At 60.9% G+C, this 17,322-nt stretch carries 13 protein-coding genes; 5 read left to right on the top strand and 8 right to left on the bottom strand.

All coding sequences use genetic code 11. The features are described 5' to 3' along the window. The first annotated feature begins 122 nt into the window (after nucleotides 1-122). The gene (locus VHO05_RS04355) at nucleotides 123-1,520 is read left to right on the top strand and encodes an FAD-binding oxidoreductase (protein ID WP_329645391.1); all 1,398 of its coding nucleotides are present in this window, start codon (nucleotides 123-125) and stop codon (nucleotides 1,518-1,520) included. Between the two features lie 31 nt (nucleotides 1,521-1,551). Then, nucleotides 1,552-1,941, top strand: coding sequence for a Rid family hydrolase (locus VHO05_RS04360; RefSeq protein WP_329645392.1), 390 nt, complete (start codon nucleotides 1,552-1,554; stop codon nucleotides 1,939-1,941). Nucleotides 1,942-2,032: 91 nt separating this feature from the next. Here VHO05_RS04360 and VHO05_RS04365 read toward each other — a convergent pair whose 3' ends face one another. From VHO05_RS04365 to VHO05_RS04385, 5 genes are all read right to left on the bottom strand, one after another. Next, complete coding sequence (locus VHO05_RS04365) at nucleotides 2,033-3,154, bottom strand: aminomethyltransferase family protein (protein ID WP_329645393.1); 1,122 nt, start codon at nucleotides 3,152-3,154, stop codon at nucleotides 2,033-2,035. Nucleotides 3,155-3,206: 52 nt separating this feature from the next. Next, a complete protein-coding gene (locus VHO05_RS04370) occupies nucleotides 3,207-4,247 on the bottom strand; it encodes a DUF3445 domain-containing protein (protein WP_329645394.1) in 1,041 nt (346 codons plus the stop codon). 28 nt (nucleotides 4,248-4,275) lie between these two features. Next, nucleotides 4,276-5,241, bottom strand: coding sequence for a PDR/VanB family oxidoreductase (locus VHO05_RS04375; RefSeq protein ID WP_329645395.1), 966 nt, complete (start codon nucleotides 5,239-5,241; stop codon nucleotides 4,276-4,278). After that, complete coding sequence (locus tag VHO05_RS04380; protein WP_329645396.1) at nucleotides 5,238-5,846, bottom strand: dimethylamine monooxygenase subunit DmmA family protein; 609 nt, start codon at nucleotides 5,844-5,846, stop codon at nucleotides 5,238-5,240. The genes VHO05_RS04375 and VHO05_RS04380 overlap by 4 nt, the downstream gene beginning before the upstream one ends. 114 nt (nucleotides 5,847-5,960) lie before the next feature. After that, entirely contained in the window at nucleotides 5,961-7,754 is a 1,794-nt protein-coding gene (locus tag VHO05_RS04385; RefSeq protein WP_329645397.1) for an APC family permease, read from the bottom strand. A gap of 453 nt (nucleotides 7,755-8,207) precedes the next feature. On the opposite strand from VHO05_RS04385, the gene VHO05_RS04390 reads away from it, so the two are divergent. Next, a complete protein-coding gene (locus VHO05_RS04390; RefSeq protein ID WP_329645398.1) occupies nucleotides 8,208-8,984 on the top strand; it encodes a FadR/GntR family transcriptional regulator in 777 nt (258 codons plus the stop codon). Between the two features lie 26 nt (nucleotides 8,985-9,010). Here VHO05_RS04390 and VHO05_RS04395 read toward each other — a convergent pair whose 3' ends face one another. Both VHO05_RS04395 and VHO05_RS04400 read right to left on the bottom strand, forming a co-directional pair. Then, nucleotides 9,011-10,300, bottom strand: a complete 1,290-nt coding sequence (locus VHO05_RS04395; protein ID WP_329645399.1) for an ABC transporter substrate-binding protein — start codon at nucleotides 10,298-10,300, stop codon at nucleotides 9,011-9,013. Nucleotides 10,301-10,438: 138 nt separating this feature from the next. Further along, nucleotides 10,439-10,711, bottom strand: a complete 273-nt coding sequence (locus VHO05_RS04400) for a PepSY domain-containing protein (RefSeq protein ID WP_329645400.1) — start codon at nucleotides 10,709-10,711, stop codon at nucleotides 10,439-10,441. A gap of 359 nt (nucleotides 10,712-11,070) precedes the next feature. Here VHO05_RS04400 and VHO05_RS04405 point away from each other — a divergent pair, with 359 nt between their 5' ends. Both VHO05_RS04405 and VHO05_RS04410 read left to right on the top strand, forming a co-directional pair. Beyond that, nucleotides 11,071-12,174, top strand: coding sequence for an efflux RND transporter periplasmic adaptor subunit (locus VHO05_RS04405; protein WP_329645401.1), 1,104 nt, complete (start codon nucleotides 11,071-11,073; stop codon nucleotides 12,172-12,174). Then, entirely contained in the window at nucleotides 12,171-15,296 is a 3,126-nt protein-coding gene (locus VHO05_RS04410; RefSeq protein WP_329645402.1) for a multidrug efflux RND transporter permease subunit, read from the top strand. Before VHO05_RS04405 ends, VHO05_RS04410 begins: the two co-directional genes overlap by 4 nt. Nucleotides 15,297-15,374: 78 nt before the next feature. Here VHO05_RS04410 and VHO05_RS04415 read toward each other — a convergent pair whose 3' ends face one another. Then, nucleotides 15,375-17,264 (bottom strand): OmpA family protein, encoded by a 1,890-nt coding sequence (locus tag VHO05_RS04415; RefSeq protein WP_329645403.1) that lies wholly within the window; start codon nucleotides 17,262-17,264, stop codon nucleotides 15,375-15,377. Nucleotides 17,265-17,322 lie beyond the last annotated feature (58 nt).

Here is a 17,322-nt window from a genome sequence, read left to right on the forward strand (position 1 = left end):
ACGATTGTCATCCTGTCGGATGCAGACGACGGCAATTGTCGTCATCTGATTGCTGCGGTTGCTTGCAAGAATTGCCTACAACAAACTTGCATGTCATGCAACTTGTTTGTATGGAATGAAACATGGACTCGGGCCGTGAGGCGCGAAATCCCGTCGAGAAGGAAGAGGGCGTGACAAAGAACGAGGAGGGCCTCTCAATGGCCTCGCAGCTCGCGGAGGGCCGCGCCAAGACAACAGGTCTCTCATATCAACCCTATTGGTGGGACGCCGCTCCGCGCCGGCAAGGCTCCTCCGCCGCACTGCCGCAGACGGCAGATGTCGTGATTGTAGGATCCGGATTCACAGGCCTGTCCGCTGCCCTCACTTTGCTCCGCAATGGCCGCTCGGCACTGGTCCTGGAGCGCAACGTGCCGGGTTTCGGCGCAAGCACGCGCAACGGCGGACAGATCGGCAGTGGTAATCAGAAATTCCGCGTCAAACGCCTGATCGAGTTGCGAGGACGCAAGAAGGCCGAGGCGATGCTGCGCGAGGGCGTTCGCATGCTCGACTACATCGAGCAACTCGTTTCGACAGAAAAGATCGACTGCCACTTTCGCCGCTGCGGCCGCTTTCGGGCCGCAGTCAGGCCCGAGCACTACGATGCCATGGCACGCGACATGGACGATCTTCGCGAAATTGCCGGCGTCGAGAGCTTCATGGTGCCGCGCGCGGAGCAGCACAGCGAGATTGGATCGGACGCATTCTACGGCGGCTCGGTTCTTCCTGGAGACGCATCGTTACATCCGGCACTCTATCATGCCGGTCTCGCAAGCCGGATCGAGGAACTCGGAGGGCAGGTTGCCGGCAACGCGGCTGCCGAAGCCATCGTCTCGACAGGCGCTGGCTTCACCGTCAAGACGCCGCGGGGCACGGTGGCGTGCAACGACGTCATTATCGCAACGAACGGATATACGGACGGTCTGGTGCCGGAGCTCGGCCGCCGTATCGTTCCGATCGGATCGGGCCTCATCGCAACGGGTGAAATACCCGAGGCGACATTCTCCCGCCTGATGCCGAAGAACCGCGTCTACGGAAACACCAATCGCGTATTCTACTATTTCCGCGCGGCACCGGGAGAGCGTCGCGTCATCTGGGGAGGGCGCGTTGGGCGTATCGCCAACAACACCTCGCCACTTGCGTTCCGCCACCTCGCGCGAGACATGCTCCATGTCTTTCCGGATTTGGCAGACGTACCGGTCACGCACGGATGGGATGGCATGATCGGATACACATACGATGAGGTTCCCCATCTCGGCCGCACCGCGATGGGTCTGCACTACGCCATCGGCTACTGCGGCACGGGCGTCTCGCGAGCCACCTACTTCGGGCACAAGATTGCCCTTCAAGTCATCGGACATCGGGACGGCAAGACGGCCTTCGACGACCTCGCTTTCCCGAGCTTCCCTGTACACCCGATTGCCAAGCGCGCCGTACCAGTCGTCGAGACCTGGTACCGCTTCCGCGACGCCACGAAACTCTGATCAACGAAAACCCTGAAGGGAGACCATTCGAATGCCGAAGCCGACCATTGTGGATCGCACCAACATTTCCTCAGGCGGTGCCTACGAGGGCATTTTCGGCTATTCGCGAGCCGTTCGCGCGGGCAACGACGTCCATGTCTCCGGCACCTGCGCGCCCGCCGGGCATGAGAAGAGCGACGCCTACGCGCAGGCGCGTGCCGCGCTCGCGATCATCGAAAAGGCTTTGAATGAAGCCGGAGCTAATCTCCAGGATGTCGTGCGCACGGTCGTTTATGTGCGTGACATCAACGATGCGGACGATGTTGCCCGTGCGCATCTCGAATCTTTCGACGACGTCCGCCCGGCCAGCACATTGGTGCAGGTCACGTCGATGTTGCGCCCGTGGCAGAAGGTGGAGATCGAGGCTTACGCAAAACTCTGACGCATCTCGGTCGGGCATCGCATCGGCCACAAAAAAGCCGGGAGCAAAAAGCTCCCGGCAAGGTGCACTCCTGGGAGGAGGAAGGGAGTGCTTAGGCCTGGGGGTGGGTGCGAAGTCTGAGCGGATCGTAGAACGGCATCCGGACGACAGTGCCCTTCAGAACCTTTCCACCGTCGTTGATTTCGACGGCCGTGCCCAACGCGGTATGCGAAGGAGCGATCTGGGCCAACGCGAGCGACTTCATCAGATGTTGACTGTAGGCCGTGCTCGTCACGACGCCGACTTCCTTGCCGCCTACGAGCACCTTGGCACCCGGCGTGACGGCATCGGACGTATCGACTTCGAGCCCGGTGATGAACGAGCGCTCCTTGCCCTTGCTCGCGGCCAAAGCGGCCTTGCCGCGGAAGTCGGCCTTATTCAGATCGACGGTCCAGTCAGCCCGCACTTCCCACGGCGTCGTGTCCTTGTGCGGCATGTCGAAGGGGAAGAAGAGAAGCCCCGCTTCGACGCGCACGGTGTCAAGGCAGGTCCACGAGACCGGAATCACGCCATTCGCCTTTCCAGCATTCAGGATCGAGTCCCACAGGAAAGGCGCATCCGTGCTCGAGCAGAACACCTCATATCCGCGCTCACCCGAATAGCCGCCGCGGGCGATGGAAACGTCGCGCCCGAACAGCGTCGCCTTCTGGTGCTTGAAGTATCCGATCTTGCTCAGATCAGCGGGGGTATGAGCGGAAAGAACCTCGAGCGCAACCGGTCCTTGCAGAGAAAGAATGTGGATGTCGTTGTCGCGCGCAGCGGTGACTTTGAACTTGCCGGCGAACTCGGCGACAGCTTCTTCGAACGCGCCACCGCCGTGGGAGACGCGGAACTGGTTCGGGCCATCGCAGTAGACGAGCACGTCGTCGATCAGTCCGCCTTGATCGTTCACGATGTTCGAAATGTGGGAGTCGCCAGCCGAGATCTTTGAGATGTCGGTGGTCAGCAGGTAGTTCAGGAATTCGGTTGCCTGCGGGCCCGACACGTTGACGATCTTGAGCGCAGTCACTTCGATGAGACCGGCCTTGTGGCGCGTTGCGGCGACCTCGTCGTACGGGTTGGTCGCGTAGTTCTGCGGGATCGGCATGTCGTTCCATGCGCTCGAGAGATCCGATCCGAGTGCGGTATGGCGGTCGTTGAGGACCGATTGACGTTGATACTGAGCGGCAGTCATTGGCGTGTCTCCAGATTAGGGCTACGAAGTTGGAATAGGCTGTCGCTTGAAATCAGTCGGGCAGGGTGCCGGGTGAAGTTGGCGCGCCGTCGTCGTACTTCGACAGCCACTCGAGAGTGGTGTCGCGGTAACGGGTGATGCCCTTGTAGTCGATCAGCTCCGGCGGAAGCGATTGCAGCACCCGAGGGAGGCGGCGGCCCCACTTCGGAACCGTGACGAGTTCCCGCAGCTTGATGAGGTAGCAACGGATCGAGAAAAGGACCGCGTTCGAGCGGGGTAGGCGCCAAAGTCCTTGCAACTCGACGCGCAGGTGTACCTTGTCGCCGACGTTCTCAGGCGTCACCGTCATGCGGTCGGAGCCCCACTTGTGGAAGTTCTCCGGACTCGTATCGAGCCGCGGATTGATCGTCATCGTCCAGTTCAGTCGGCGCACAGGATGGCCGTTCTGCAGGTTGAGCAGGAACTTCAGCGCACGCTCGAAAACGCGCGCTTGGTGAGCGAGCGGAACCGGTCCGTGCCACTCCGTGAAATTCATGCCGACGTCGAAATCGAGCGACCAGTCGGCCTGCGTCGTGATGATGCCGGCGTCCATCCAGAGCTGGTTGTCACGCTGATCTTGCAGCGAGAAATCGCCCTGGCACTGGCGGCCGATGAATTCCATCGGCCCGACAGGCAAAGTGCTGGCGTCGCCGAAGACGAACTTCTGCTCGATCTTGAGCGGCCGGTTGATCCAGTGCCAGCGGTCGCCGTCGCGGTTGAGCGTGAAATGCTCAGGATAGCTCGCGGCCATCGACGTCATCAGCAGCTCGAGCATGTCCCACTGCGCGGTCATCATGTGCGGGAGCGCCTGACAGCGCTTGGGGTCCTGCTCGAGGACCTTGGCGCGGTCGGCCATCTCGGACACGTAGTGCTCATCGATGTCGATGGGGAACTCAAAAGGGGAACCCTTCGGCCCCGGCACATGTGGCTCGATGTTCACCGAGTACATGTACTTGTCTTCGTGGAACGGAAAGGGAAAGCGCCGGATGGCGGCCGGACTGTTCGAGAACGTAAAATCGTCTCGAAACGTCTCATTCTTGAAAACCAAGTTCATGGGGTTTCTCCAAATTCTCGTTAGGTTCTCAAAGATCCAGCGTGAGGCAGTTGCCCGCTGTGCGAGACACGCAGATCATGATCTTCTCGCCGCCGAGCTTCTCCTCCTCGGTCAGGTAGTGATCGTTGTGTTGCAATGCGCCGGTCCGTGCGAGCACGCGGGTTTCGCATTGGCCGCACGCGCCGCCGCGGCATAGGGAAGGCGGGTCAATGCCGTTCTGTTCGAGCGCTTCGAGAATGCTCTGCTGCGGACCGACCTGGATCTCGCATTCGGAACGGGCGAGTTTCACGGTGAACGGGCTACCCGGCCGTGGTGCGCTGAAGTGCTCCGAATGCAGGTTCTCGTGAGGCCATCCGGCGGCGCGCCCAGACTCCAGCGCCCAGTCGATCATCGCTTGGGGACCGCAGACGTAGAGGTGCGTGCCGACGGGTTGATCGCGGAGCAGTGTACCGAGGGGGAGCGCGTGCCCGGCATCGGACCGGTAGGTGTGCACGCGCGATCCGTACTGGCGCACGAGGTCATTGCAGAAAGCGCCGCGCGTTTGCGATCGCACCTTGTAGTGCAGCTCGAAGTTCGCGTTTGCGGCGGCGAGTTCGTGCATCATTGACATGAAGGGCGTGATGCCGATGCCGCCCGCAATCAGAAGGTGCTTACGGGCCTTGCGCGCGATGGAAAACAGGTTGATCGGATTTGTCACGTCGAGTTCGCTGCCTACACGCACGTTGTCGTGCATGTAGTCGGAGCCGCCGCGGGAATCGTCGGCGCGGCAAACGCTGATCTGATAGCTGCTCGCATCAGCCGGCGAGCCCATAAGAGAATAGGGGTTCCGCCAGAGATGCCCGTCGGGAGCGCGCATGGTCACCACGACATGCGAACCGCCAGAAAACGTCGGCAGCTTCTCTCCGGAAACATCGACGAAGCGGAAGCGCTTGATGCGGTCGGCGACGGGTTCGACTTCAACGACGCGCACGCGTCGCGTTGAGGATGAGGTCATAGGAATTCTGCCTTCTGTTCGGGGATTTCTCCTGGAACTTCGGCGTCGATGCAGACGCCTTGAAACGCTGCGAAGCGGCGCGAATAGTGATCGCGAACGAGCAGCATGAGACCGCAGCCGCTGCATTTCACGGGATTGGTGGTGACGTTCTCGGTCAAAGCCTTGCAGTGCACGCACTGCACGCGCCGCTTGAGCGAGCCCCGATGCTCCGTCCGCACCGAACGATGATCGATGTGGTGCCGCATCGCGGTTTGGACCACAGATCCGATGAGAGGTTCGCTCCCCGCCGCATAGACGCAAACGCCCATCTTGGCTCCGCCCAGGAGCGCGTCCAGTTCGAGAATCGTGTCGTTGAGACTTGGGAATGTCGTGGCGACCGCCGGCTTGAAGCCTTGAATGGCTTCATCGATGGCCTTCCACTGATCGAAATCTTCGGCACAGATCAAAATGGCCGATCGTTCCGCGAAGCGCGCATCGGCGCGCCTCATCATGTCGGAAACGGCTTCCGCGCCGGCCCGATCGCAGACAATGAGGTTCGAGAGTGCGTAAAGATCGGGCTCGAGACCCGGATATATGGGTCTGCTTTTGATATCGCTCACAAGCATGTCCAATTGCCCATTCGCTTGTTTGTGTTTGGATCGTTGGTTTCCCCCGGGGGCGGAGGGGAACAGGGGCCCCCGGGGGATTCGGTCTCCTGGTTTACAGCTCCACGACGCCGACTAGCCGGGGAGTTGGAAGAACCAGTTGGAGACCAGAACGATGGTGGCGCCTGCGATAAGCGCGATGTACGGCAGGATGCCCGCACGCCTGTTCTTCACCTCGGCGGTGGTCAGGCCGAGATCCTTGAACATGTGCTCGGGGAACTTGCCGCCATCCTGGACGTAGTGACGGAACCAGAACACCGGCACGATCATCGCGGCCGTGATCAACCCGGCCCAAAGGGCTTGGGGGTTCCACACTTTGGCGCCAGCTCCGAGGAACATCGCGTTGACGTAGGCGAACATGACGCCGAGGCCCATGAGCCAAGTGGGTGCGCGCCACGGGCGGACGGCTTCGGCGTTGTCGATGCGATGAATCCAACCGGAGTTGAGGTTGAGGAAGTTGAAGATGATGTAGCCGACGTTCGACACCGCCAGGATGAAGAAGAAGCTGGTGGCGTCGGCGCAGGCAATCGCCAGTACGACGAGGTTGACGATCAGGTCAGTCCACATGGCGCGCGTCGGAGCGCCGTGCTCGTTGACGTGGCTCAAGTACTTGGGCAGCCAGCCGTCGTATGAACCTTGGTAGAGCGTCCGCGAAGAGCCCGCCATGGCAGTCATGATCGACAGCATGAGCGCTAGGATCATGAGCATGACGAATGCGTTCGTCAGCCAGCCGCTCGTGCCGCCGCTGATCATGTTGCCCATAGCCTCGGCTACACCGGAGCCGTCCACGATTGGCGTGGCAAGCATGCCGTCGAGGCCGAGCACGCCCTGGAAGGCGAACGGAACGAGCGAGAACAGTACGAGACAGAGCAGACCCGAGAAGAGAATGGCCTTGAACGTGTCCGTCTTCGGGTTCTTGAATTCGCTCGTGTAGCAGATGGCGGTTTCGAACGCGTAGGTCGACCACGCCGCGATGAACATGCCGCCGAGAACGAGTGTCCAGCCGCCGACATTCCATTCACCCATTTCCGGGACGTATGCCGCCTTGAGAGGCGCGAGCGGCGTATAGTTCGACCACTCGATCTGCCCCGTAAGGATCGGCACGATGCCGACGATCAACATCGGAATGATGACGAGCAGGCCGATGAACTTCTGCACGTTAGCGGTGCCGAGGATGCCCCGGTGCTGGATGGCGAAGGTGAGGAGCATCAGTGCCGCGCCGATGAAGAACGCCGCGTTGAGCGAGTACGAGACCGGTCCAAGCGTTCCGGTATGAAGCGACCAGCTACGAATGGCCGGCGTCAGCGCCGCAACCGCATCGGCCGATAGCAGTGCGGAGACGGCATCGCTTGCGCCCTTGCCGGCGTTCGCGGCCAGCCACTCGGCAACGCGTGGGCTGTCAGCCGTGATCGTGCTGGCATGAGCCTTGATCCAGGCCAGGACTTCCGGATGGTCAGCCGCAGGGATAGGGGTGAGTGCGTTCAGGATGTAAGCGGCAGCGATGGAGCAGCCGAGAGACAGAACGGGTGACCAAGCGACCCAATTGCACCACACCGACAGCGGCGCGATGATTTTGGAATACCGAACCCAGGCCGCCGCGCCGTAGACCGACGCGCCGCCGGACTTGCTGGGAAACAGCCCCGCGATCTCGGCGTATGTGAAGGACTGGATGAAGCCCATGATCATTGAGCAGATCCAGACAAGAAACGCGACCTTGCCTGCCGTGCCTGCAATGCCGCCGATAGAAAATAGGACCAATGCGGGGACGCCACTCGCGACCCAGAATGCGCCGGTCCAATCAATGGCTCTTACGAGCTCTTTTGAACTTGAGTGCCCTAAGGCGGAACTAGAAAGTGCCTCCGAACTCATGTGCGTTTTCCCCAATTGTCATTAAGTCGTTTTCTTTTTTGTGCGCCCTCGGATGCTGGCCTTGAGCTTGGGAAACCGAAATGTGCGTGGTGAGCTTGTTCAACCAAAATCAACCACAAATAGCCCAAAAATGACCATAAATAGCCGCGGACGGCTGAATTTAGATCATGCGACATAGCGCGCAAGCGAAATTATTGACTGTAAGGAAACTTTTTCATTCCGCGTCGCATCAAAAATGCTGCGACGCGGAATAAAAAGGAGCCACCCTCACTGAAAAATGCGACGAAATAGCCGCAAAAACCAACTATTGGCCAAAAATGGTTGGATATGGTTGAAGTAGTTTTCAGCTGCTGCTAGGGTCGGTTTGCCCGCCAACAACGCTCGTTTGAGCCAGGCGACACGCGCCACGGGCGCACAGAAGGGAACGATTCAGCCAGTAGGACAGGCCGCTGAATGGAAACGGTTGAAGAAATAGCGGGTGAATCCGCGGACACGCCGCCTTGGGAAAAGGAAGCTTCCCCTCACCCCATCGTCAGGCAATCGGTGAAAACGATCGCAACCCGGGTTTTCGAGCGCATCGTCACGGGCGAGTATCCGTTCGGCACGCGCATTCCTGCGGAACGTGAACTCGCGGCCGGATTTGGGGAAACGCGCAATGCGGTTCGCCAGGCGCTGGACTTTCTGGTTTCCTATGGAACGCTTGCCCGGAGGCCGGGTGGCGGAACCTTCGTGGCTCATCGCACCGCGAAGCGGAGCCCAAGCGAGTCGTCCGGCTACATCAACGTCGCGGCCATTGCCGAGACCGTCTCGCCCTTCGAAATGAACATCGCGGAATCGATCCTCGAGCCGGAGATCGTTCGGCTCGCGACCGTCTATATGTCCATTCGCGATCTGGCGAAGCTCAGGTCACAGCTCGAGCGGCTCGATAGCATTGTCGCCGACGCGGAGCAGTTCGCTCTTCTTGAGAAGCAGTTCATGATGACAATCTGCGAGGGGACCCACAATTCGCCGATCGTCTGCATGTATCGCGTGCTGCACGAAGTCCGTCGACAGCCCCAGTGGTGTGCAATTAAGAGGCGGGCCCTCACGCCGGCGCGTATTCGCGAAGCTCAGCGTGGCTTGCGCTCGCTGTTCGCGGCGCTGGAGCGCCGGGATGTCGATACCGCCGTCGAATGCATGAGGCTTTACCTGTCGAGCGCCCAGGAAGGTATGCATCACGCTTCGCCCTGAGGTGCTGGCCGCGGCTCTGTCGGGGGTTAGTCTGTCGTGAACTCCAGGGCCAGCCGGATGGGCGCGCCTTGACGCTGGTCCCACATCAGGTTCATCTCTCGCATGTGCCGGAGCAGAACCTGTTTGTGCTTGTTCCACCACGCAGGAATGGACGCGAATTCTTGAATTCGCGCGCGTCCATTCTTGATCACGACCACTGGCCAGTCACCGACAAGGGCGTTGTCGATCCCGAACAGCTCCCGCCCCCACCAGAAGGCCTCTCCGAATGCGTGATGGCCGACGCCGCCGAATTTCATCATGGCTAGTACGGGAAAGGGCTCGAAGGTGCGCGCACGCTGAACGGCATTCTTCCAGAGCTCGAGTGAGGATGCGTATTCCCACGACACCGCGCTCCAATTGTTTGGATAGCGCCCGCAAAACTCGGAGTAGAACGCGGTCGGATCTTCGAAGTTGACCTGAGAGTCGTTGAGGCGCGGGTCGTCGAAATCGGGGAATTGGAAGACAAAGCCCTCCATGAACTCAACGCTGGTGTGTGCGACGAGCTCCTCGTAGTTGTCACAGGTGCAGGAGATAAGCCGGCCTTTGAACCCTCTCCGGAACGCTTCGCGCGTCAGCGCGTGCAGGAACGGCTGATAGCAGGTGTCCCAGCAGAGGATGTCGGGGTTCTTGGCCAGCAGCTTGTCGACGATCGGTCCGAAATCCGTCGTGCTTGCGGGGAAGAGGTGCTCTTCGACGAGATTGATCCCGGCGACTTCGAAAGCAGCGCGATACGTCGCGATGGAGGGAAGTCCATGCAAGTCGTCCTGCGCGCAGATGGCCGCCGTTTTGAGTTCCGGATGCTGCCGCTTGAGCCAATCGACGCCCGTCACATTGTAAATCGGATGGACCTCGCTTGGCGCAACCAGCGTCGGCGTGTCGGGGGAGAGGTCGCTCGGCAACGTGGTCGTGACCAGCATGCGATGCTTGTTGATGATCTCCCGCACCCGCTCGGTCAGATCGTTGCCGCCGATCATCAGGATGAGTTTCACCCCATCCTCGTTGATCAACTGACGCACGCCGGCGAGCGCGAGGTCGGGGTCGTATTTGGTGTCGAACGAAACGATCTCGACCGTGTAGCGGCGCATCCCCACCTTGATGCCGCCGGACGCATTGACGCGGTCGCACCAGATCATGCTGCCATTGAGGCCAGGCTCCGCCCAGGACTTGAGCTTGCCTGTCAGCGGTGCGAGGAAGCCGACTTTCAGAACCGGCCTTCCATCGAGACTGTGGTCCTGGGCCGCCGACGCTGACGGGAACTGAGACCCTTCATTTGTCATTACGTTTTTCGTTTCGTGGTTTGGGGTGAGCGCGGCAATTCGGCGACGCCGCTACTGTAGGCGCGCCGCCGGGCATTGCCATTGCCAAATGAGCGAAGACAACTGTGCTCAAGGTGCTGGCGCCAGAGCGCAGATGCGCTAGTCGTTGTCCAGCTCCTTTTTGATGATCTTGAGATCAGAAGCCGCGAGATCAAGTTCATACTTCTTGCCGTCGGAGCCGACCGCATCGTCAACGTCCCAGTGCCCCTTGTCGTCGAGCTCGATTTTGCCCCAGCTCGCATAGCCCGCTGCCTTGAGCGCACTTTCTATTGCCGTGCGTTCGTCCGCATTGGGGTGACGCCCATCCGCCAGCGCGCCGCCGCAGTAAAAAGAAGTGGCGAGGAAGGCGAGTGCAACGATTTTACGATGCATGTCCGAGGCTCCTGTTTTACCCTCCAGAGGAAGGAATGCGTCTCCGGGTAGTCCGAGAACGCGCTCAAATTTAGCGTGTTCCAGCAAGCTGATCTATCGCGGAACGCCAACACGGTCTCAACTGCGCTGGGTTCCACCCAACGTCCGACGCGAGACTGCAAGGGCTTGCTCCGCCATTGCTCCGTGCCCGGTCATCAAGGCGATGACACTGTCGCTTGCTTCGTGCCCGAGCAAATGCACAATGGGCGTTCGTCGAATTTTGACATGTTTTTCAGAAGCCTGATGACAGCCTCATGAGAGATCTCCGCTTGCGACTCGACAGCCTGATTCCTTGGCGGCTTGGTAGGCTCGCCCTCCCAATGTGGTTGGCTGCCAGCCTCGCGTCTCCCACACATGCACAAGCCCCCGCCGGGGCTGCGCCGCCGCCGAGCGTCATCGTCGAGCTCGCGCGCAAACGCAATGTTGCCGATCAATCGGTCTTCACCGGACGGGTCCAGGCGATCGACAAGGTGACCATCCGCGCACGCGTAGCGGGCTTCATCAAGAAGCGCGGCTTCGAAGAGGGAACGGAGGTCGACGAAGGCCAGCTCCTGTTCCAGCTCGAAAAAGAGCCCTATGAGGCAGCGCTGGCGCTGGCGGAAGCAAATCACGCAAATGCGCAGGCGGCACTCGAGCTTGCCGAGGCGACCTACAATCGCACAAAGCCGCTCGCAGAGCGGGGCACCTCTTCTCAGGCTGCCTTGGATCAAGCCGTTTCCCAGCTGGATCAGGCAAAGGCTGCCATCAAGGCACAGGAAGCCAACGTCCAAACGGCCAAGCTCAATCTGGGCTACACCGAAATCCGCTCACCGCTAGCTGGCGCAGCTGGACGCGCCACTTATTCCGTTGGCGAGTATGTCGGACCGAGCAGCGACCCGCTCGTAACGATCGTTCGGCAGGATCCCATTTACGTGGCCTTCCCGGTTCCTCAGCGGATTTTCCTGCAAGTGCGCCGCGAGGGCGTTTCGAAGGAAAGCGTCGTCGTCCGCCTGAAGCTGCCGGACGGAACCATGTATGACCAGGATGGTACGATTGCCTTCTCGGACGTTGAGACCAATCCGCAGACCGATACCGTGACCGTCAGGGCGACGTTTCCCAACCCGAAGCGCCTGCTCGTCGATCAGCAGATCGTGGGCGTGCAGGTTGAGGCGAGGGAGCCCGAGGAAAGGCTCGTCATCTCGCAATCGGCTGTCATCCTCGACCAGCAAGGCGCCTATGTTCTCGTCGTCGACAAGGACAACAAGGTCGAGCAAAGACGCGTCAAGCTGGGCGATCAGCGGGGGCCGGAGATCATTGTCCAGGAAGGCCTCAAGGAAGGCGATCGTGTGATCGTGAGCGGTCAGCAGAAAGTGCGACCCGGCATTGCCGTCGACGCGCAAGTCGCCACCGATACCCTCACCTCGACATCTCCGGCAACACCATGATCTTTGATACGTTCATTCGCCGTCCGCGGCTCGCAATGGTGATCTCGATCGTGATGACCCTGGCGGGCTTGATTGCCATTACGGTCATACCGGTCGCGCAGTACCCAGAGATCGCTCCGCCGACGGTCAGCGTCAGCGCATCCTATGCCGGTGCCGACGCAAAGACCGTCGAGGAAAGTATCGCCCAGCCGCTGGAGAACGCCATCAACGGCGTCTCGGGCATGCGGTACATGCGGTCGACCTCGGCCAACGATGGCTCCTATTCGCTGACCGTTTCGTTTCTGCTCGGCACCGACCCCGACATCGATACCGTTAACGTCCAGAACCGCGCCAACCTCGCGACCGCCAAGCTGCCCGAGGAAGTGCGTCGCACCGGCCTTACCATCGCCAAGCGTTCGACCGATCTATTGCAGGTGTTCCTGTTCTACTCGCCCAAGGGCGACAAGGATCAGCTCTTCCTGTCCAACTTCGTAACGATCAACGTGCTCGACGAGATCAAGCGCGTGCCGGGTGTCGGCGACGCCTCGATCTTCGGCGCCCGCGACTATGCGATGCGCATCTGGCTCGATCCAACGAAGCTCGGCAACTTTGGGCTTTCGGCCCAGGATGTGATCGCCGCGATCCAGTCGCAGAACGTGCAGGCTGCCGCCGGACGCATCGGTGCCGCGCCGCTCTCGGTGGATCAGCGCCTCCAGCTCACCGTGACGACCAAGGGCCGTTTGGTCACGGCCGAGGAATTCGGAGACATCATCGTACGCGCAAGCGGTGACGGCTCGTTCGTTCGGGTGAAGGATGTCGCCCGCGTGGAGTTGTCGGCCGAAACCTTCGACTCGGAGGCGCGCTACGAAGGTAAGCCCGCAGCTCCGATTGGTGTCTACCTGTCGCCCGGCGCCAACGCCGTCAGTGTCGCCGAAGCGGTCTCGAAGCGGCTGGAAGAGCTGAGAAGCCGCTTTCCCGAGGGCGTTGAATTCGCCTACGTGTACAACACGGCAGAGTTCGTGGATGCGATGATCGAGAAGGTCATCCACACACTGTTCGAGGCCTTTGCCCTGGTCGCGATCGTGGTTTTCGTGTTCCTGGGCCGCTTCCGGCCGACGTTCATCCCGCTCATCGCGGTGCCCGTGGCGATTATAGGCGCCTTCGCTGTGCTGCTGGCACTTGGTTATTCGGCGAATACCATCTCGCTGCTTGCGCTCGTGCTCGCCATCGGCATTGTGGTCGACGACGCCATCATCGTCGTCGAGAACGTCGAGCGCGTCATGCACGAGGAGCCCAACCTCACTCCGGCGGAAGCGACGCACAAGGCGATGACGGAAATCGCCGGACCCGTTATCGCCATCACGCTGGTTCTGCTCTCGGTCTTCGTGCCGATTGCGTTTCTTCCCGGATCGTCCGGCGTGCTGTTCCGTCAATTCGCCGTCACCATTTCGGCGGCCATGGTGATCTCGGCCATCAACGCCCTGACGTTGACGCCCGCGCTCTGCGCGGTGCTGCTCAAGCCCGGCCATCCAACCGGCATCATGGGCAAAATCACGAAGGGGATCGACGGCGTCGCGGAAGGTTACGCCGCAATCGTGCGGCGTTTGGTGACCTACGCGTCCATGAGCCTTCTCGCGTTGGTCGTCATCGCCGGCATCACCTACTTTGTATTCGCCCGTACGCCGTCGGGATTCCTTCCCGACGAGGACAAAGGCTTTATCCTGACGGTTGTGAACTTGCCTGCCGGTGCATCGCTGAACAGAACATCCGATGCCGCGCGCAAGGCTGAGGAGATCATCCGTAACGAGCCTGCCGTCGACGCAGTGACGACCGTTCTCGGACTCGACTTCCTCGGCGGCGGCGCGGCCTCGAATGCCGGCGTGATGTTCGTGCGTCTCAAACCGTACGACGTCCGCACGGCGCGCGACATGCATTCGACGAGCGTGGTTCGTCGCCTCTACGGTGCTCTGGCGGCGATCCCCGATGGCAGCTTCATCCCGCTCAACCCGCCGGCTATTTCGGGTATCGGCCAGGTTGGCGGGTTCGAGTTCATGCTGGAAGGCTTGCGCGGTCAGGAAGCATCCGAAATGGCGGCCGTCATGCGCGGCCTCATCGTGGCGGCCAATCAGCGGCCGGAGCTGTCCGGCGTGTTCTCGACCTTCGAGGCCGAAACTCCACAGATCCGTCTCGAAATCGATCGGGACAAGACGCGCGCCCTTAACATCAATCTGTCCGATGTCTTCACGGCGCTGCAGGCGACGCTCGGCGGATACTACGTGAACGACTTCAACCTTTTCGGCCGCACCTGGACCGTCCAGATGCAGGCGGAACAAGCCTTCCGTGGTTCGGTCAACGACATCTCCGGAATCTACGTCAAGAACGGGGCGGGAGAGATGACACCTCTCTCGAGCATCGCAACCACCCGTCTCGAAGTCGGTCCGCGAACGCTCACCCGCTACAACAACTATCGAGCCGTCGCGATCAACGGCTCGCCCGGCCCAGGACGCGGACCGAGCGAGGCCATCGTGGCAATGGAAGATGTTTCCAAGACAACGCTCCCCGCGGGCTACGCCTACGAATGGACCGGTCAGGCGCTGGAGCAGATCCAGTCAGCGGGCCAGACGCCAATTGTCATCGGCCTCGCACTGTTGTTCGCCTACCTCTTCCTCGTGGCGCTCTATGAAAGCTGGAACATTCCGATCCCGGTTCTGCTGTCGGTGCTCGTGTCGATCATGGGCGCTGTGGGAACGCTCTGGGTGCTAGGCGAGAGCTTTACGCTCTATGTGCAGATCGGTATCGTCGTGCTGATCGCGCTTGCGGCGAAGAACGCCATTCTGATCGTGGCGTTCTCGATCGAGAGGCGCGCCGCCGGTGACACGCTCCTCGAATCCGCGGTGGATGGAGCCCGCCTCCGGTTCAGGCCTGTCATGATGACCAGCATCGCCTTCATCATGGGTCTCATCCCACTCGTCATTGCAACGGGCCCTGGCGCGGACAGCATGATTGCCGTCGGCATTCCGGTGTTGGCCGGTATGCTCTTCGCATCCGTGTTCGGCATCTTCATCATTCCGATGCTCTACGTGGTGTTTCAGCGGATGCGCGAAGGCCGGAAGCCCGCTGAGAGCAGTGCAGGGCCCGTGTAGGCCGCAGTACGATCCTAGCCACCAAACAAAAAAGGCCCCGGAACCGATCGGTTCCGGGGCCTTTTCTCGCGAAGTCCCTCAATCCGGGTCGTTCCAACCCTCGCGCGAGAGAAGAGGAGTGATGCGCCGCACCGAAACGCGCCGGTTGATGCGCGACGGATCTTCGGTCAGCACTTTGAGATGTTCCTCGCCATAGCCCTGAGTGGTCAGGTTCTCCGGCGGGATGCTGAACGATTCCGACAGGATCACGGCGACGGACTCCGCGCGCCGGTCGGAGAGTGAAAGATTGTCGATCTCCGAGCCTACAGCATCCGTGTGGCCTTCGATCAGGAAGATCTCGCCTGGCGAGCGGTCGAGGATCCGCTGCATCGCGCGCGCGATGCGCTCGAGCTTCCTGTACTGGTCAGGTCCGACATCCCAAGAGCCAAAGTCGAAATTGATCGAGTCGAGGTCGACGCGGCGCATGCGTTCGAGGACGGGATAGCTGCGCCGCACTTCGTCGAGAGAGTAACCGCGGCCGATGTCATCGACCGGGGGCGCGTTGAGCGCATCGTAGATGTCGTCCGGGGAAGCCTGATCGTACTCGACGATGTACTTCTCGCGCGGAATGTGGATGCGCGGCGGCGGCAGGTCAACGTAGCTGTCATAGTACCGCTCGGGCCCGAACGGCGAATAGTCGCCCCGGCCGTAGTAGCGGCGGTTGTCGAGCAGGACGATCTCGCGCCCGTCGTGGTCCCTGCGCGTACGGCGCAGAACACGGCCTTCGTCATCCTGCAACGAGTAGATGAGGGCGCCGGCAAGGCCCATCGTGACGACCATCAGAGTGCCGTTCTTGCGCCGCTCGCGGCGAAGCTCGCGTCCAACGCGATTGAGGCGCTGGCTTTCATCGTGCCGGATGTACGTGCGGTTGTCCTTGCGGACAATGACGCGCTTGTCCGGTTCGATGATGAAGTTGCGGTTGCCGACTTCGCGAGTCTTGCGTTCTTTGCGCAGAGCCTCGAACTTTTTGTCTGATCCCGAGCGCCACTTCTCGAAATCGCCGCCGCGTCCGTCGCGGCCGGCCTGCTCGCGCTGGGCGCGCTCGCGTGCTCTCTGGAACTCCTGATCGGTCTTGGCACGATTGAACTGGATCCCACCGCGGGGCGCAGCGCCGGCCGCATCCCTGCGCTGAAGATCGAACTGTTTCTGCTTCTGCTCTCTGTCTTTGGCCTGCTGCAAATCGAACTGCTTCTGCTTCAACGCGTTGTCACGCGCGGCGTCGGCGTCCTGCTTTTGCTTGAGAGCCCTGTCCCTGGCCTGCTGTGCTTCGAACTGCTGCTGCTTCAGTGCGTTGTCACGCGCAGCGTCGGCGTCCTGCTTCTGCTTGAGGGCCTTGTCCCTGGCTTGCTGCACGTCGAACTGCTTCTGCTTCACCGCGTTGTCACGCGCGGCATCAGCGTCCTGCTTCGCCTTCTGTGCCTTGTCCTTGGCCTGCTGCATGTCGAACTGCTTCTGCTTCAGCGCGTTCTGGCGCGCGGCATCAGCATCCTGCTTCGCCTTTTGAGCCCTGTCCTTGGCCTGCTGCATCTCAAGCTGCTTCTGCTTGATCGCATTCTGGCGCGCCTGGTCGGCCTGCTGCTTCTGCTGCTGAGCTCTTTCCTTGGCCTGTTGGATTTGAAGCTGCTTTTGCTTCTGGGCGTTCTCCTTGCCCTGCTGCATCTGATACTGCTGCCCGGCGTTGGGAGGCGGAGCGCCCTCTTTCTGAGGCGGCTTTTTCTCGGGAGGCTTCTTGCCTTTTCCGTCCTTGTCTTTGTTCTTGTCGACGGGCTGGACGGTGAAGTTCTGGGCGAGCTGGACGGATGGAGCGGCGGTCGACGGTGCCGTCACCGCTGGGTCGAGCGGCAGTACCTCTGAGCGAGCGCCCGGCGAGCCGGAGAGTATGGCACCGGTCGAGAGAAGGAGGGCGGCAGGAAGGGCGCGTAGAGTCATGAAATATCCAATGTTGCCGGACGGCATATGAGGCCGCCAGGTTGGCCAACGAGCGGAA

Origin of the sequence: Hyphomicrobium sp. (assembly GCF_036262015.1) — a bacterium.
Lineage (GTDB): Bacteria > Pseudomonadota > Alphaproteobacteria > Rhizobiales > Hyphomicrobiaceae > Hyphomicrobium_C.

What these genes read in the sequence shown, in the direction of transcription:
- VHO05_RS04405 (WP_329645401.1), top strand. Translation starts at nt 11,071, where the DNA reads ATGTGGTTGGCTGCCAGCCTCGCGTCTCCCACACATGCACAAGCCCCC.
- VHO05_RS04400 (WP_329645400.1), bottom strand. Translation starts at nt 10,711, where the DNA reads ATGCATCGTAAAATCGTTGCACTCGCCTTCCTCGCCACTTCTTTTTAC.
- VHO05_RS04410 (WP_329645402.1), top strand. Translation starts at nt 12,171, where the DNA reads ATGATCTTTGATACGTTCATTCGCCGTCCGCGGCTCGCAATGGTGATC.
- VHO05_RS04395 (WP_329645399.1), bottom strand. Translation starts at nt 10,300, where the DNA reads ATGACAAATGAAGGGTCTCAGTTCCCGTCAGCGTCGGCGGCCCAGGAC.
- VHO05_RS04385 (WP_329645397.1), bottom strand. Translation starts at nt 7,754, where the DNA reads ATGAGTTCGGAGGCACTTTCTAGTTCCGCCTTAGGGCACTCAAGTTCA.
- VHO05_RS04380 (WP_329645396.1), bottom strand. Translation starts at nt 5,846, where the DNA reads ATGCTTGTGAGCGATATCAAAAGCAGACCCATATATCCGGGTCTCGAG.
- VHO05_RS04365 (WP_329645393.1), bottom strand. Translation starts at nt 3,154, where the DNA reads ATGACTGCCGCTCAGTATCAACGTCAATCGGTCCTCAACGACCGCCAT.
- VHO05_RS04370 (WP_329645394.1), bottom strand. Translation starts at nt 4,247, where the DNA reads ATGAACTTGGTTTTCAAGAATGAGACGTTTCGAGACGATTTTACGTTC.
- VHO05_RS04390 (WP_329645398.1), top strand. Translation starts at nt 8,208, where the DNA reads ATGGAAACGGTTGAAGAAATAGCGGGTGAATCCGCGGACACGCCGCCT.
- VHO05_RS04375 (WP_329645395.1), bottom strand. Translation starts at nt 5,241, where the DNA reads ATGACCTCATCCTCAACGCGACGCGTGCGCGTCGTTGAAGTCGAACCC.
- VHO05_RS04415 (WP_329645403.1), bottom strand. Translation starts at nt 17,264, where the DNA reads ATGACTCTACGCGCCCTTCCTGCCGCCCTCCTTCTCTCGACCGGTGCC.
- VHO05_RS04355 (WP_329645391.1), top strand. Translation starts at nt 123, where the DNA reads ATGGACTCGGGCCGTGAGGCGCGAAATCCCGTCGAGAAGGAAGAGGGC.
- VHO05_RS04360 (WP_329645392.1), top strand. Translation starts at nt 1,552, where the DNA reads ATGCCGAAGCCGACCATTGTGGATCGCACCAACATTTCCTCAGGCGGT.